The sequence below is a fragment of the Streptomyces sp. A3M-1-3 genome (assembly GCF_024213665.1).
In the GTDB taxonomy this organism is placed as follows: Bacteria; Actinomycetota; Actinomycetes; order Streptomycetales; family Streptomycetaceae; genus Streptomyces.
The window spans coordinates 1-14,670 of sequence record NZ_JANAVP010000015.1; the positions used below are offsets into that span (position 1 = coordinate 1).

At 70.6% G+C, this 14,670-nt stretch carries 15 protein-coding genes and 6 pseudogenes; 7 read left to right on the forward strand and 14 right to left on the reverse strand.

Annotated elements, in window-relative coordinates; translation table 11 throughout:
* From NLX86_RS18310 to NLX86_RS18320, 3 genes are all read left to right on the forward strand, one after another.
* Positions 1-561, forward strand: a 561-nt coding sequence (locus NLX86_RS18310; RefSeq protein ID WP_254372789.1) for an aldo/keto reductase, incomplete at its 5' end; no start/stop codon positions are given.
* Complete coding sequence (locus NLX86_RS18315) at positions 558-1,052, forward strand: protein phosphatase (RefSeq protein WP_254372790.1); 495 nt, start codon at positions 558-560, stop codon at positions 1,050-1,052. The genes NLX86_RS18310 and NLX86_RS18315, both read left to right, overlap by 4 nt.
* Before the next feature lie 82 nt (positions 1,053-1,134).
* Positions 1,135-2,190, forward strand: coding sequence for a LacI family DNA-binding transcriptional regulator (locus tag NLX86_RS18320; protein ID WP_254372791.1), 1,056 nt, complete (start codon positions 1,135-1,137; stop codon positions 2,188-2,190).
* A 33-nt stretch (positions 2,191-2,223) separates the two neighbouring features.
* Here the strand turns inward: NLX86_RS18320 and NLX86_RS18325 are convergent, their stop codons facing one another.
* The 5 genes and pseudogenes from NLX86_RS18325 to NLX86_RS18345 form a co-directional block, all read right to left on the reverse strand.
* The gene (locus tag NLX86_RS18325; protein WP_254372792.1) at positions 2,224-2,832 is read right to left on the reverse strand and encodes a TSUP family transporter; all 609 of its coding nucleotides are present in this window, start codon (positions 2,830-2,832) and stop codon (positions 2,224-2,226) included.
* Positions 2,833-2,949: 117 nt separating this feature from the next.
* Positions 2,950-3,536 (reverse strand): annotated as a pseudogene (locus NLX86_RS18330) (amidohydrolase family protein); the annotation flags it as partial.
* Positions 3,533-4,414, reverse strand: a pseudogene (locus NLX86_RS18335) (uracil-xanthine permease family protein); the annotation flags it as partial. The pseudogenes NLX86_RS18335 and NLX86_RS18330, both read right to left, overlap by 4 nt.
* Positions 4,357-4,818, reverse strand: coding sequence for a solute carrier family 23 protein (locus NLX86_RS34755; RefSeq protein ID WP_254372793.1), 462 nt, complete (start codon positions 4,816-4,818; stop codon positions 4,357-4,359). The pseudogene NLX86_RS18335 and the gene NLX86_RS34755, both read right to left, overlap by 58 nt.
* A 191-nt stretch (positions 4,819-5,009) precedes the next feature.
* The gene (locus NLX86_RS18345) at positions 5,010-5,954 is read right to left on the reverse strand and encodes a nucleoside hydrolase (protein ID WP_254372794.1); all 945 of its coding nucleotides are present in this window, start codon (positions 5,952-5,954) and stop codon (positions 5,010-5,012) included.
* 198 nt (positions 5,955-6,152) lie between these two features.
* Here NLX86_RS18345 and NLX86_RS35085 point away from each other — a divergent pair.
* Positions 6,153-6,311: pseudogene (locus tag NLX86_RS35085) on the forward strand (DUF6479 family protein); the annotation flags it as partial.
* A gap of 146 nt (positions 6,312-6,457) precedes the next feature.
* Positions 6,458-6,808 (forward strand): hypothetical protein, encoded by a 351-nt coding sequence (locus NLX86_RS18350; RefSeq protein ID WP_254372795.1) that lies wholly within the window; start codon positions 6,458-6,460, stop codon positions 6,806-6,808.
* Positions 6,809-6,916: 108 nt separating this feature from the next.
* Here NLX86_RS18350 and NLX86_RS18355 read toward each other — a convergent pair.
* Both NLX86_RS18355 and NLX86_RS18360 read right to left on the reverse strand, forming a co-directional pair.
* Positions 6,917-7,405, reverse strand: a pseudogene (locus tag NLX86_RS18355) (ATP-binding cassette domain-containing protein); the annotation flags it as partial.
* A 106-nt stretch (positions 7,406-7,511) separates the two neighbouring features.
* Positions 7,512-8,312 (reverse strand): SDR family oxidoreductase, encoded by an 801-nt coding sequence (locus NLX86_RS18360; protein WP_254372796.1) that lies wholly within the window; start codon positions 8,310-8,312, stop codon positions 7,512-7,514.
* A gap of 64 nt (positions 8,313-8,376) precedes the next feature.
* Between NLX86_RS18360 and NLX86_RS18365 the strand changes: the two are divergent.
* Positions 8,377-8,605 (forward strand): annotated as a pseudogene (locus NLX86_RS18365) (hypothetical protein); the annotation flags it as partial.
* A 73-nt stretch (positions 8,606-8,678) separates the two neighbouring features.
* Here NLX86_RS18365 and NLX86_RS18370 read toward each other — a convergent pair.
* From NLX86_RS18370 to NLX86_RS18380, 3 genes are all read right to left on the reverse strand, one after another.
* A complete protein-coding gene (locus NLX86_RS18370) occupies positions 8,679-10,247 on the reverse strand; it encodes an FAD-dependent oxidoreductase (RefSeq protein WP_254372797.1) in 1,569 nt (522 codons plus the stop codon).
* 53 nt (positions 10,248-10,300) lie between these two features.
* Entirely contained in the window at positions 10,301-10,456 is a 156-nt protein-coding gene (locus NLX86_RS18375; RefSeq protein WP_254372798.1) for a hypothetical protein, read from the reverse strand.
* A gap of 89 nt (positions 10,457-10,545) precedes the next feature.
* Positions 10,546-11,730 carry a zinc-dependent alcohol dehydrogenase gene (locus NLX86_RS18380; RefSeq protein WP_254372799.1) on the reverse strand — a complete coding sequence of 395 codons (1,185 nt, stop codon included), beginning with the start codon at positions 11,728-11,730 and terminating at the stop codon, positions 10,546-10,548.
* Positions 11,731-11,948: 218 nt separating this feature from the next.
* Here NLX86_RS18380 and NLX86_RS18385 point away from each other — a divergent pair, with 218 nt between their 5' ends.
* Positions 11,949-12,227 carry a DUF5133 domain-containing protein gene (locus NLX86_RS18385; RefSeq protein WP_254372800.1) on the forward strand — a complete coding sequence of 93 codons (279 nt, stop codon included), beginning with the start codon at positions 11,949-11,951 and terminating at the stop codon, positions 12,225-12,227.
* Here the strand turns inward: NLX86_RS18385 and NLX86_RS18390 are convergent.
* The 4 genes and pseudogenes from NLX86_RS18390 to NLX86_RS18400 form a co-directional block, all read right to left on the reverse strand.
* Positions 12,136-12,692, reverse strand: a pseudogene (locus NLX86_RS18390) (thiamine pyrophosphate-dependent enzyme); the annotation flags it as partial. The gene NLX86_RS18385 and the pseudogene NLX86_RS18390 overlap by 92 nt on opposite strands.
* Complete coding sequence (locus NLX86_RS35090; RefSeq protein WP_374213908.1) at positions 12,674-12,898, reverse strand: thiamine pyrophosphate-binding protein; 225 nt, start codon at positions 12,896-12,898, stop codon at positions 12,674-12,676. The pseudogene NLX86_RS18390 and the gene NLX86_RS35090, both read right to left, overlap by 19 nt.
* A 532-nt stretch (positions 12,899-13,430) precedes the next feature.
* Positions 13,431-13,706 carry an isoamylase early set domain-containing protein gene (locus tag NLX86_RS18395; protein ID WP_254372801.1) on the reverse strand — a complete coding sequence of 92 codons (276 nt, stop codon included), beginning with the start codon at positions 13,704-13,706 and terminating at the stop codon, positions 13,431-13,433.
* 124 nt (positions 13,707-13,830) lie between these two features.
* Positions 13,831-14,568 carry a uracil-DNA glycosylase gene (locus NLX86_RS18400; protein ID WP_254372802.1) on the reverse strand — a complete coding sequence of 246 codons (738 nt, stop codon included), beginning with the start codon at positions 14,566-14,568 and terminating at the stop codon, positions 13,831-13,833.
* Positions 14,569-14,670: the final 102 nt, after the last annotated feature.

A 14,670-nucleotide genomic window follows, 5' to 3' on the forward strand; every position in this document is an offset into this window, starting at 1 on the left:
CCCACGACCAGTGCGAGTATCCCGAACCTCGCGCACACCAGACCCATGACCTGCAACTTCACGATGCACACCGCTCACTGGGCCTGGGGGGTGGAACGGGCCCGGACCATGGCCGAGGCGGCCGGTCTGCCGGGCTACGAAGTCCTGCAGTACCACCACACGTACCTGCGACAGCGCACCGACCTGCCGACCCTGCGCTCCCCGGACGGCAACCCGGGCGTACTCAGCGGCGACCTGCTCGGCTACCTGCGCTCCGAGCCCGGTCTCGCGCTGGTCGCCTACTCGCCGCTGCTGTCCGGCGGTTACGTACGCGAGGACAAGCCCCTGGGCACCGCCTTCGACCACGCGGGCACCCCCGCCCGCCTGGCGGTACTGCGAGAGGTGGCCAAGGAAGCCGGGGCGACCGTCAACCAGGTGGTGCTCGCCTGGCTGACCGGCGGCGAGATCCCGGCGATCCCGCTGGTCGGCGCTTCCTCCGTGACGCAGCTCGACGAGAGCCTGGCCGCGGTGGACCTGGAGCTGACGGCGGAGCAGCGCGCCCGGCTGGACGCGGCACGGTGACCTCGCGCCGGACCGGCCGTGAACGCGTTGCCGAGCCCTGGGAGCCCACCGCCGCCGGAGTACTGCGCCTTCCGTCGGGACGCCTGGTCCGCGGCCGGGCGCTCCGCCGGCCGCTGCCGGCCGGTCCCACGCCCGACTACGCCGTGTACCTGCTCGGGAAACCTCCGCCCGAGCTGCCCTGGGAAGCCCGATGGCTGCGCTGGCCGGACTTCCGGCTGCCGAGCAGCGACGCGGAGGCGCAGGAGATCCTGGGCGAGGCATGGGCGCGCGCCGGCACCGAACGCGTCGAGATCGCCTGCGGCGGAGGCCGTGGCCGCACCGGCACGGCCCTGGCCTGTCTCGCGGTACTCGACGGAGTGCCGGCCGGCGAGGCGGTGGACTTCGTACGTCGGCACTACGACCGACGTGCCGTCGAAACCCCCTGGCAGAAGCGCTACGTCCGCCGCTTCGGCGGGTTTGGTGATCCGGCGTCCGTTCCCGGGGGCGTGTGAGGGAAACTGTGGGCAAGCGCGGTGACGGCAGTCAATCCAGTCCGCGCGACGATGTGAGTGCGAGCGAGGAGCCTGCGCGCAGATGTCCAGCACCGGCCGTCCCGGGACCCGGCCTCCGACGATCTCCGATGTCGCCCAGGCCGCGGCGGTGTCGAGGACGACCGTCTCGCACGCCCTCAACGGGGTGGGAAAGGTCGATCCACGGACCCGTGAGCGGATCAAGAGGATCGCGGCCGAGCTGGGTTACCGGCCGAACCTCCGCGCGCAGCGGCTGCGCCGGGGGCAGGCCAAGGCGATCGCGCTGGCCTCGTCGATGCCGTTCGCCGTGGCCGGCGGGCCGTCCCGGCTCGGCTTCTACATGGAGGTTGCCGCCGCCGCCGCGGAGCGGGCTCTCGTCCACGAGTTCGCGCTCGTGCTGGTACCGCCGGTGAAGTCCGGCTCGGGGCTGGAGTCGGTCGACATCGACGGGGCGATCGTGGTCGAGCCCGACGAGAACGACCCGGCCGTGGCCCAACTGCTGGCGCGCGGACTGCCGTACGTCACTCTGGGGCGGCAGGTGGCCGGGCCGGAAGCGGCGCCGTACGTGGACCTGCGCGGGGACCTGGTCGCTGAACTACTGCTGGAACATCTGCGCGACCAGGGCGCCCGCCGCCCGGCGCTCATCACCGGTTCCGGGACCCGGCACTCCGCCGTGGACGCGCGCGCCGCATACGAGGCGGCCGCCGCCGCACACGGCTGGGACCCGCTCACCGCCACCGCGCCCGAAGAAGGTGGCGAGCAGGCCGGCTACGAGGCGTGCGCCGCGCTGCTCGCCGCGCATCCGGACATCGACGCCGTCTGCGCGCTGGTCGACGCCTTCGCCGTCGGCGCGGTTCGCGCGATCACCGACAGCAGCCGGACGATCCCCGCCGACATCATGGTCGTCACGCGGTACGACGGTCTGCGCGCCAGAACCTGCGAGCCGCCGCTGACGGCCGTCGACCTGCGCCTGGACCAGGCCGCGGCCGACGCGGTGGAACTGCTGCTCGGGCGACTGCGCGGGGAGGACACCGCTGCCGTGGTCCCCGCGCCCGAACCGCGCCTCGTCCCCAGGGCGTCGTCCCGCAGGCTTCCCGTCCTCGATAGCCGTACGGGCTGAATCGCCGGGCCTGCGGCCTTGAACCTCCGGGGCTCACGTGCCGATGATCAGGATCACTCCGGAGACGACGGCGAAGGCCAGGACGAAGAACCGCATCCGGCCGGCGTCGATCCGGTGGTGCACCAGACGGCTCAGCCACGCGCCCAGCGCCAGAGCGGGCAACAGCATGGCTGCCCACCCCAGTTGCCCGGGCTCCCCCTGGCCGGTGGCGAAGAGCAGCCCGAGCGAGGCGACCTCGCCGACCAGGAAGCACAGAGCGACCGTGGACCGCAGCTCGGCGGGCGGGCGGTGCTGGTAGACCAGCGCCAGCGGCGGTCCCCCGACGCCGGTCGCCGTCTCGGTGAGGCCCGTGACGACTCCGGCGGCGAGGTAGGCCGCGCGCCCCGGTGTGAACTTCGGCGCGGCCAGGCTCACCAGTGCCGCGAGCAGCGTCGCCCCGCCGACGAACAGGCCGAGACTGCGGTCCGGGATCGCCCACAGCAGCAGCCCGCCCGGTGTCGCCGCGAGCCGCGCTGCCGATACCCAGCCGGCGCCGCGCAGGTCCAGCGAGGCCCGTTCCTGCCACGCGACGTGCGCGTTGAGCGGGATCATCGCGGCGAGCACGACCACCGGCAGCAGGTCGGGCGACACGAAGCCGGCCACGGGGGCGACGATCAGCGCGAAGCCCAGGCCGCTGGCGGACGAACGCGGCCAGGGTCACGGCGAGGCCGAGCAGCGCCGCGGCCTCGACGGTCACAGGGCCCCGCTCTCCGCGCGGTGGGACCGTTCCACGGCGGCGAGATGCTCGTTGACGTGGATTTGTACGACTGCGCCGGCCTCGGCGGCCAGCAGGGCGGTGTCGCGCAGGGTACGGGCGGTCGCGGCCTCGGGGACCGGGACCGCGAGCGAGGCGTGGACCAGCGGGTCGCCTGCGTAGCGGGCGAGGTGCTTCTCGGCGCTCGCCAGTGTCTGTGCGGCGTCGGCGGGCCCACCCGTACCGTCGGCGTCGGCCGCGTCGTTGCAGACCAGCCCCAGGACGCAGCGGATGCCCACCTCGCGGGTGGCCGTCGCCGGCACATCGACGTCCACGGATGCGCGGGTGCCCGCCTCGGCGACGGTGGTGAAGCCGCCGCGCAGCGACTCCAGCGCCGCCAACTTCGCCGCTACGTAGGCGGATTCCTCGTCGAGCGCGTTCTCCAACGGCACCCAGACCCGGCGGAAGATCTCCGACGGCTCACCGAAGGCGAGGGACGAACCGAAGCTCTGGGTGAGGTGGTGGTGGCGTCCACGAAGCCGGGTCGGGGACCGCGGCGACGAACGCCCCGACCGCCACCCCGCTCTCCATGAGGATGTGGACGTTGGGCGGAAAACCGCTGTAGACGCCAGGAATGAGGATCGGCAGCAGGCCGAGGGCGATCGCGACAGCGCAGATGAACGTGTTGGAGTGATCGTCGAGGTTGCCCCGGCGGCCCAGCATCTGCACGCCGAGGACGGTGATGACGGCGAACACCACCATCGCGGTGCCGCCGACGACGGCCGACGGGATGACGCTGATCGCCCGGGTGACGGGCGCGAGGAAGCCGATGAGGATGAGCACGACTCCGGCCGCGGCGGTCACGTACCGGCTGCGTACGCCCGTGACGCGGACGATGCCGATGTTCTCGCCGCTGGTGACCATCAGCGGCATGCCGAGGAAGCCACCGAGGAGGGACGTGAACGCGTCTCCGCGGATGGTCTTGGGGACGTCGGTGCGCTGATCGATCTCCTTGCCGACGGCCTCGGCGTTGATGACGGTCTGGCCGGTGGCCTCCGCCATCGAGGCGAGGCTGTACAGCATCAGCGGGAGCGCGGCCGGCAGGTTGAACTGGGGCGAGCCGAAGGGCAGCAGCTGCGGTACGTTCAGCAGCCCTCCCCCGGTGACCGCGCCGAAGTCCGTGCTGCCGATGAGGAAGGCCAGTACGGTGCCCGCGATCAGGCCCAGCATGACGGCGAGTTGGCGCAGTACGCCGCTGAACAGCCAGTAGAAGTCCACGGTGAAGGCGATGGTCGCCATGCCGAGGAGCAGGTTGGTGGTGTCGCCGAATCCGGGCGTGCCCGGCCGTCCGGTGACGAGCACCGCGCCGACCTTCACGAGATTGACGCCGACGATCACGATCATCGTGCCGATGACGAGTGCCGGGAAGAACTTCAGCAGCCGGGAGAAGACCGGCAGGACGACGAAGTAGAAGGCTGCGGTGAGCAGCACGGCGCCGGTCGCGGTGCGTACGCCGTGCTGCTCGGCGATCGCCAGGAAGAGGATGAGCGGGACCCGCCGGGCAGCATGACGAACGGCAGCTTGGGCCCGAACTTCCAGGGTCCGAGCGACTGGATCAGGGAGCCGGCCCCGGAGAGCAGGAACGCCGCCGAGAGCAGGTTGACGGTCAGATCCGGGTTGAGCCCGAGGGTGGCGCTCATCAGGAAGATGGCCGAGATGGGCGTCGCGGCCATGACCAGGACGTGCTGGATGCCGAAGAGGATCATCCTGCCGTAGGGGCGGGACTCGTCCACCGGGTGGGGTGTGGCGGCGGGGCCCGGCGAGGCTGCGAGGTCCGGCTCGGCGGCCGGGTCTGGTGCGTCTGCGGAGTGTGGCGCGGTGCTGGGGCTGGTCACCTTCGAGCTCCGTTCGGCTCACTTCCGGCTTCGGACGGGTCACCGGCTACGGGGTGTGTGGGGCCCTTGAAACCAAGGGCCAAATCGATTTGGCCAAATCGATTTGGCCGTCAGTATGTGAGCTGCCTCGCGACTGCGTCAAAGGATCCGGCGGGCCCGTACTTTCTGGCACCTGATCAGCTCACGCACGGTTACGTCGTACGCTTCCCGAGCGCATCGACCGCGCCGATCACCCGGTCCCAGAACAGTTCGCGCTCCAGGGTCACCGCGACGCGCGCGTTGACGGGCCGGCCGAGGTAGCCGTGCAGATCCACCACCGTCGCCCCGCGCGTGTGGTGGCCGTGAAGTTCGACGGCCACACTCGCATCGACGCAGTGGACGATCGCGGGGTCGATGACGCGGGCCACCGCGACCGGGTCGTGCAGCGGCGGTGATGCGAAACCCCACAATCGCCGGTAGGTGGAGCCGTAGAAGGTCATCAGCTGGGCGCACGTACGCCCGAGTTCGGTGCCGAGACCTTCGAGGCGGGCCACTACCTCGGGTGTGGCGAGCGCCTGGTGGGTGACGTTGAGCCCGCACATGGTGATCGGCACGCCGCTGCGGAAGACGATGTCGGCGGCTTCGGGGTCGGCGTAGATGTTGAACTCGGCCGCCGGAGTCCGGTTGCCCCGTTCGGTGGAGCCGCCCATGAGCACGATCTCCCGGATGCGTGCGGCACTGTCGGGATACCGGGTCAGCAGCAGGGCGACGTTCGTCAGCGGCGCGGTCGGGACGAGGGTGACGGGTTCCGGATGTCTGGTCAGGATCCGGTACATGAGGTCCACCGCGTGCTCGGGGACCACGTCCACCGCGGGTTCCGCGAACTGCGGCCCGTCCAGGCCGGACTTCCCGTGCACGTCGTCCGCCACGAGCTGCGGCTGGACGAGCGGCTGTGTGCATCCGGCTGCGAGGGGCACCCCGGTGATTCCGGCGACGGTGCAGACGCGGCGCGCGTTCAATGTGGTCTTCTCGACCGTCTGGTTGCCGGCGACCGTGGTGATCGCGAGCAGGTCGATCGATGGATCCCCCGCAGCGAGCATGATCGCGATGGCGTCGTCGTGCCCGGGATCGCAGTCGATGATGATCGGAACAGGCACAGCGCTCCTCGGCGTCCGGGACAGCAGCGTTCCCAGTGTGCCCCTGCGGCGGTGTGCCGAGGCGCTCGGACGGCCTGCGCCGCTGAGCCGCTGGGGAATCGGTCCCCTTCCTCGTCGGGCTCGTGATCGTCGGCGAAGGCGCAGCCCGCTGTCGAGCTCGGCGGAGCGGGGCAGCGGCAGGCCCAGCAGCAGGGTCAGCAGCAACTGGAACAGGACGAGTTCCCGCCGGACGGCCGACGGCTCCCCCCGCACGAGATGAAGGGCTACGGGAACTTGGGCACCCAGGCCGAGCCGGAGGATGAGGGCGGCCAGGACAAGAGCGGAGGAGCCTTCGGCAGCGGTGGTCCGGGCGGGTGACCGCCGGTCCGTCCCCCGCACGGCTCGCGGACGGCCTGAACACGCCGGGTCGGATATGCGTATCACTGGGCGCACGAGCGAACCCGTGGTGCGCAGTGCGCAGCGCTTTCGCCATGGCCCTGTCCCGAGACCTTGAGGATCAGCCCATGAACGACCCCGTCAGCCTTCCCCTCCAAGCCCTCCCCGACGGGGAGGCCGAACTGCGTCTGGTGCTCCGGCTCGCATGGGAGGACGTCGCCGCGCTCGGCCAGGAAGCCGGCCGGCTCGCCACCCAGATGCAGCGCCCGGTCACCCTCGACGAAGCGGCCAGCCACCGCCTGCGCACACGATCGGCCGCCCACGCGAAACCCGCGCCGGAGCGGAGCCAGCCCCTCATCGCGCCCTCCACCGTGTCCACCCTCACCGCCCGCTCACCGGGGGAGCATGCCCGCCAGGCGATAGAGAAGATCAACCGGACGTCCGGCACCGACCACGGCACCGCCCAGAGTTCGGCCTGATCACCGTCGGCCCGGCCCGGGCGGCGGGGCGACGTCCCCGCCGGCCGGGTGCCGATTCCGGCGAGAAGCGGTCGCACAAATCGGGGGGTCACCTTGTCTGCGCGGGAACGTCGGCTCGTCGAGGAACAGGATCTGCGGCCGCCCGACCAGGCTCGCCGCCAGGTCCAGACGTCGTCGCATGCCGCCCGAGTACGTCTTCGTGGCCCGCCCCGCCGCGTCACTGAGCTGGAAGCGGTCCAGCAGTTCTGCCGCGCGGGCGCGGGCCTCCGTACGCGGCATGCCGAGCAGCCGGCCGATCATCAGGAGGTTCTCCGTGCCGGTCAGGTTCTCGTCGACAGCGGCGTACTGCCCGGTCAGCCCGATCAAGGACCGGACCAGGCCCGCCTCCCGTACGACGTCGTACCCTCCGACCTCCGCTCGCCCGCCGTCCGGCGCGAGGAGTGTCGCGAAGATGCGGACCGCCGTCGTCTTGCCCGCGCCGTTGGGCCCGAGCAAGCCGAGAACGGTGCCGGCGGGGACGGCGAGATCCACGCCGGCCAGTGCCTGGGTCTGCTTGAACTGTTTCGCCAGACCTTCCGCCTGGATCGCGTAACTCATGGGATCACCTCGGGTCCGCGGATGCTGGGGTGCAATCCACTTCCACCAACTGTGACGCACGCCACTGACAATCCGCTCGCCCCGGCTCTCCCGGGCAGGTGCTGCCCTACTTCCTATTCCTACCGGATCCGGGTTCCGCCATACGCCGGTGCGCGGCGGCCTTCAGCTTGTCGGGCAGCACCTTGTTGGCGACGCCTTGCGCCTTGGTCCTGAGCGATCCGGCGACGACCTTGCCCCGTTCGCTCATGAGAGCGTCGAAGCCGTCCTTGGCGACCTTGGCCGGATCGTCCTTCGGCTGCCGGCCGACCTTGGTGTCGTCCATGCCGGCCCGATGGAAGAAGTTCGTCTCGGTGGGGCCGGGCATGAGCGAGGTGACCGTCACCCCGGTGTCTTTGAGCTCGTTCCGCAGCGCCTCGGCGAAGGACTGCAGGAAGGACTTCGACGCGTTGTACACCGCCTGGAACGAGCCAGGCATCGTCGAAGCGATGGAGGACGTGATGAGCAACTTTCCGTCGCCCTCGGCGACCATGACCGGGAGCAGACGTTTGGCCAGGTGCACGGTCGAGGTGATGTTCAGGTCGATGACCCTGGCCTCGTCCGCCAGGTCGGTGTCGAGGAATGCCCCGCCCTGGCCCACGCCGGCGTTGAGGGCGGCAGCGCTGACCGGCCGGCGGGTCGTCGCGATGGCGGCGTAGAGCCGTTCCACGCCGTCGTAGGTGGCCAGGTCCGCCCGTACGACCTGAACATCGGCACCGGCGGCCTGGAGCTGCTCGGCCGCCGCGTCCACGCCAGAGTCCTCCGCGCTGACCACGAGATCGAATCCGTTCTCGGCGAATTGCTTGGCGAGTTCGAAACCGATGCCACTGGAGGCACCGGTGACGACTGCCAGAGGCTTGATTCCGTTCATGCGTGGCAGCTACCCCGTCGGGCACGCGTAAACGAGTGGAGCGGGGCTCACGAGTGGAGTGACCATGTCCGACCAGGCACGAGGCGACGACTTCTACCAGCCCGAGCACTCAGACGTGGACAACCGCCGACCGACGATCTCGACCTGGAGAACACGATCGGCGAAACGCGGGCTGGACGAGATGCTGGACGAGGGGTAATCCCCGCCGGAGCGGCCCCTCGGCGTGACGAAATACGGAACCACCGGCGAGGAACAGCGCGAGGGCGAATCCCTCGACCAGCGCCTGGCCCAACCCGCAGCCCTGCCCCGCCCTGCGCGTCCTGCGCGTCCTGCGCGTCCTGCGCAGGGCGCGCCACCTGCCGTCCGTCAGCCCGGCTCCTCGGCCGTCAGCCCCGGCCCCTCGCGGGAATCCTCGACGTCACGCTTGTCCAGCGGACGGTTCGCCGGGCCCTGGACAACATCGCCGTCGAGAGTGAAGCGCGAGCCGTGGCACGGGCACTCCCACGTCAGCTCGGCGTTGTTGAAGGCGACGATGCAGCCGAGATGGGTGCATCGCGCGGTCACCGCGTGCGCGGTGCCGGCCTCGTCGCGGTAGACCGCGCAACGCTCGCCGGCGACCCGCACCACGGCGCCCGTGCCGGGCGCGATGTCGGCGGCCGACACGGGAGTGGGCGTCCGCAGCCGGTCCCCGACGAAGTGCTTGCCCACGGCGGCCTGGTGCTTGAGGAATCCCGGCGCCTCGCGCAGCGCGCTCATCAGCCGCCTCGGGTCGTAGAGCCCCGCCCACGGCGGTGCCTCGCCCTCGATGAGAGCGGCCAGCAGCCGCCCCGCCATCACCCCGCCGCTCATGCCCCAGCCGCCGAAGCCGGTTGCGACATAGGCATGGTCGCCGCCCGGATGCATCCGGCCGACCAGCGGCACGGTGTCGGTGGGGTCGTTGTCCTGCGCCGCCCAGCGACGGGTGATTTCGACGCCGGAGAAGCGGTCCTGGGCCCAGGCCGCGAGTCGCGCGAAGCGTTCGGCGGTGTCACCGGTGCCGGGGGTGAACGACTCGCCCGTGACGATCAGCAGCCGTCGCCCTTCGCCGTACGGGGCGGTACGCACCGAGCGCTTGTTCTGCTCCTCTGTGATGTACAGGCCGCCGGGGTCGTGGTGAGCCTCGATGGCGCCGGCGACCACGAGTTCGCGGTGCGGGGAGAGCCTGGTGAAGAGCATCGCCCGGTCGAAGAGCGGATAGTGCGTGGCGCTGACGACGCTCCGCGCCGTGACCGTCATTCCGGCGGCTGTCCGGATACGGCAGGGCTCGCCCTCCTTGAGATGGGTGACCCGCGTCCGTTCGTAGATGAGGCCGCCGCGCCCCTGCAGGTCCTCGGCGAGCGCGAGAAGGTACTTGCGAGGATGGAACTGTGCCTGGTTCTCGAGGCGGACCGCGCCCGCGACGGCGAAGGGCAGCCCTGTCTCGGTGACATACGAGGCGTTCAGCCCCGCTTCGGCCGCCGCTTCCGCCTCCGCCCGCAGGCCGTCGGTGCCGGCCGGATCCTCGCAGTAGGTGAAGGCGGGCGCCCGCTCCAGCTCGCAGTCGATGCCGACTTCGTCCGCGACGTTTGCGACGTGCTCGACCGCCTCGCTCTGGGACCGCGCGTACAGCCGTGCGCCCTCCGGGCCCCGGGTCCGGCGCAGCCGGTCGTAAATCAGCGTGTGCAGTGCGCAGACCTTGGCGGTCGTGTACCCCGAGACGCCCGCCGCGACCCGGCCCGCTTCCAGCACCGCGACGCTGCGCCCGGTACGGGACAGTTCCCAGGCGGTGCTGAGGCCGGCGATTCCGGCGCCGACCACGGCGACGTCGACCTCGATGTCCTCGGAGAGCGGGGCGCGCGGGGGTGCCTGCGCCGTTTCCATCCAATGCGACTCGTACACACCGGGAAGGGTCGTCATGCAGGGCGGGTGTCCAGAAAAGTGCCGTCCGATGCGCTTCCGGGCGAGGTTTCTCAGTCCTCGCCCCGGACGATGTTCCACTCCGGGTTGCTCTCCTGCGTCTCCTTGGCCTCCCGCCCGGTTTCGGCGATGGCGGCGCGGCACGTACGTATGCGAGGTTCGGGTGCGGTACGTCTGCTCGCCGGTTCAGTGTCGGTCCGCGTATCCACGGCTGACACCTCCTCTGGTTGTATGCGTACTGTCGGTGCGCATGGGTATCGAGTACCCCCTTGGACGCGCCTCATAGCGGTCGGACGCCTCACGGCTTGAGCAGCGTCTTGATCATGCCGTCCTCCTTGCCCTGGAACATGGCGTAGGCCTGCGGGCCGTCCTCCAACGGCATGGTGTGGGTCGCGAATCCCTCCACACCCAACGGGTCGCCGTCACTCAGCAGCGGCAAGATGTCGTCCACCCAGCGCTTGACGTTCGCCTGGCCCATGCGCAGTTGGATCTGCTTGTCGAACAGGGTCAGCATCGGCAGCGGGTCGGCCATCCCGCCGTACACGCCCACGACCGAGATGGTGCCGCCTCGCCGGACCACGTCGATCGCGGTGTAGAAGGCCTGCAGGCGGTCGACGCCGGCGTGCTCCATCAGCTTTTCGCCGACGGCGTCAGGCAGGTGGCCGGTGATCCACTGCGCTGTCTTCGCGATGGGCGCGCCATGGGCTTCCATACCCACCGCGTCGATCACGGCGTCCGTGCCGCGTCCGTCGGTCAGATCGCGGATGGCGTCGCCGAGTTGCTTGCCGTGGTCGCGCAGGTCCATCGCCTTCACCCCGTGGGCCTTCGCCCGCGCCAGCCGGGCCGGCACCAGGTCCACGCCGACGACCAGGCTCGCGCCGCGGTACAGGGCGATCCGGGCCGCCATTTCGCCGATCGGTCCGAGTCCGATGACGGTCACCGAGCCGCCGGGAGGAATGTCCGCGTACTCGACGGCCTGCCAGGCGGTCGGCAGTACGTCGGACAGGTAGACGAAGCGTTCGTCGGGCGGGCCGTCCGGCACCTTGATCGGCAGGCTGTCGCCGAACGGGACACGCAGATACTCCGCCTGACCGCCCGGCACGTGGCCGTACAGCTTGGTGTAGCCGAACAGGGAAGCGCCCATGCCCCGTTCGCGTACCTGGGTGGTCTCGCACTGGGAGTGCAGACCCTGGTTGCACATGAAACAGTCTCCGCACGAGACACTGAACGGGATGACGACCCGGTCGCCGGGAGTCAGCGAGGTCACGCCCTCGCCCACCTCCTGGACGACGCCCATGGGCTCGTGGCCCAGGATGTCCCCGGCGTCCAGAAACGGGCCCAGGACCTCGTACAGATGCAGGTCCGATCCGCAGATGCCGGTTGACGTGATACCGACGACGACATCCGTGGGTTCCTTCAACTGCGGGTCGGGCACCGTGTCCACCCGGACGTCCCGCCGGCCGTGCCATGTCAGTGCGCGCATGATGTGCCTCCGTAACGCATCGGGACTGCGCATCGGGGTCGGAGCGCGTTCCGCGCCCTGCTGCGGGTGCCCAGGAGTCATGCGCCGAAACGACGGCCACCGGCCCGCCCCAGGGGGCCCGGGCCGTGGTCCGGGCTCCGGGTGGAGAACTTCCGCTCGGGGGCGGAGAATGGGCAGCTGAAAGCAGGCAGGAGCCCCCTCATGCGAGGAGGAGTTACATGCTGTTGCCGGACCACGACCTGATAGGCAGTCTCCTCATCCGGTATCGCGATCTGGAGCGCCGTATGCTCGCCGATCCGACGCACGGCGAGAATCGCAGCCTTTTCGAAGACGCGGCCTACACGCTGTGTGTCCTCCTGGGACAACGAACCGCACGCGAGGCGGCCCTGGAGGCGGAGAAATACGTCAGGCAACAGCGACATGCCCGCGCGGGGCGGGCTGAGGGCGCGGCTCCCCCAGGGGGTTCCGCGCCGCCGCCTCATCCGTCGTTGCGGTGACGGCCCCGGGGAGCATTTCCTGCACTTCGGCCTTCAGGCCTTGGCGGAGTATGCCTCCCCGGTCGCTGTCGCCCTTGAGGATCGAGGCGGCGGCGGCTTCGATCTGGTCGAGGTCGACGTGCGGAGGAATGGGCGGCACGGCCGGGTCGCTACGGAAGTCGATGACGAACGGGCGGTCGGAACCCAGCGCGCGGTGCCAGGCCGTCTCGACATCGCCGGGCTGCTCCACCCGTACCCCGTCGAGACCGATGGAGCGGGCGAAGTCCGCGTAGGGCGGGCACGTCCGGGATCTCCTGCGAGGGCAGGAACTGGGGTGCGCCCGACATCGCCCGCTTCTCCCAGGTGACCTGGTTCAGGTCCTGTTTGTTGAGGACCGCGACTACCAGTCGCGGATCCTGCCATTCCCCGCCAGCACTTGGCCGCGTTGATCATCTCCGCGAGGCCGTTCATCTGCATCGCCGCTTCGCGTCGTACAGCCCGTTGAGCAGGTGGATGGAGCCCGGCCCGGAGGTCGCGGCGCACACGCCGACCCGGCCGGAGAACTTCGCGTAGCCGACCGCCTGGAACGCGGACATCTCCTCGTGGCGGGACTGGACGAACTTGGGCTTGTTCTCCACACGCCCCCACGCGGTGAGCAGCCCGTTGATGCCGTCGCCGGCGTACGCGAACACTTGGTCGACCTCTCACTCCCGCGGCCGCTGAAGGATCAAGTCGGACACCTTGATCGACACGTGAACTTCCTTTCCCCTTACGCCCGGTCCTCTTACGCCCGGTCCCGGTGCTGGGACGCGCAGGGACAAGCGCCGGCTCGTGAGCGCCGTGAGCGTCGGGTGCACCGGCGGGTCGCCGGGGTCAGGCGCTCGGCCACCGCCGCGATACCGGTGAGGCCGACGGCGTACGCCTGACGGCCCCCTCTCGTTCCCAGGCGCAGGATGTGGCGCCACAGCCTCCGGCTCATGGGCTCCGCGTGTCCGTGTGCTTCGGACGAACCGACTGCCGCGGGTGGGTCGAGAGTGATGCCCGGCCGGCTACCCGTTCGATCCATCGGACGATCCTCACTCTCGCTGGACGGCATCGGCTGCCGGCGGACTCCGCGCCCGGGTACCCGAGAGGCGGTGCCGAAACCATGTCGTCGGTGGGTGGCCTCCGGCACCGGGAGTGTGGGAGTGCGGGAGGCCACCGGGGCGGTCCCGGCGCCCTCGGTCAGGTGTGGACGACGCTGTTGTGACCGTCCTGCTCGTCGGCGTGGTCGTCGTTGAACCAGTAGTCGCCATGGGCGAGGTAGCGAAAGCCGTAACGCTGTTCGCTGGGGAGCGCGAGGGTGACGGAGCGCCTGCCGTCGGCCTGTTCGACGAAGGGGTGGGCGCCCGGCTGCCAGTCGTTGAAATCGCCCACGACGCTGACATGGCCGCAGGCCCTGTCAGCGGGGATGACGAAGGTGATCTCGGTGTGCTTCTTGCCCCGACTACGCTCCAGCATGGCTGAACCTTTCTTCGAAGGGTTTGGCCCAGGATGGCCACCCTTCGCCGTCCCGGCGCGTCGTGTTGGGCCGACGGTGTGCTCTGTCGCCCGTACAGCCGAAGTTCCCGGAGCGGATCATCCGTCACAGCCCGGCGGCGCGGGCCGCCGCGGTGAGGACCTCGGTCAGCATCGCAGGGGTCAGCCGTCCGGTGAACGTGTTGCGCTGACTGACGTGATAGCACCCGAACACGTGCAGATCCGGGCCGCCGTCGGTGGCCTGCAGGATGACGTGCGCCCCGTGGGCGAAGGCCGGCCGGGGCCGCGGCACGGTCCAGCCGGCCGCGGCCAGAGCGGGCAGCACGGCCTGCCAGCCGAACGCCCCCAGCACGACGAGTGACCGTACTGTGGGGCGCAGCAACTGCAGTTCCCGGACCAGCCAGGGCCGGCAGGTGTCCCGCTCGCCCGGCGTCGGCCTGTTGGCGGGCGGGGCGCAATGAACGGGCGCGGTGACGCGTACGCCGAGCAGCCGCAGGCCGTCGTCCCGGTCCGTAGCGTCGGGCCGGCTGGCCAGGCCGGCCTCGTACAGGGCCGCGAAGAGCACATCGCCGGACCGGTCGCCGGTGAACATCCGCCCGGTGCGGTTGCCGCCGTGAGCGGCCGGTGCAAGGCCGACCACGAGCATGGCGGCGTCCGCGGGACCGAACCCTGGCACCGGCCGGGCCCAGTAGTCCCAGCCCCTGTACGCGTGCCGCCCCTCCCGGCCCGTCAGCTCCCGCCAGGCCACCAGGCGAGGGCAGGCCCGGCAGTGCGTCACCCGCTCGTCCAGGTCGGGGAGGCAGCCGGCGCCGGGCGCTTCGCGTTCGGGGAACTGCGCGGTCATCGGTGCTCTCGTTCGGCGTGCGTGCTGTCGTCTCCCGACGCTACCGGCCGAGGCAAGAAAGGCAAGGCGCGGTTCCAGGGCGAGGGGGTAGTGTTGCCGTCT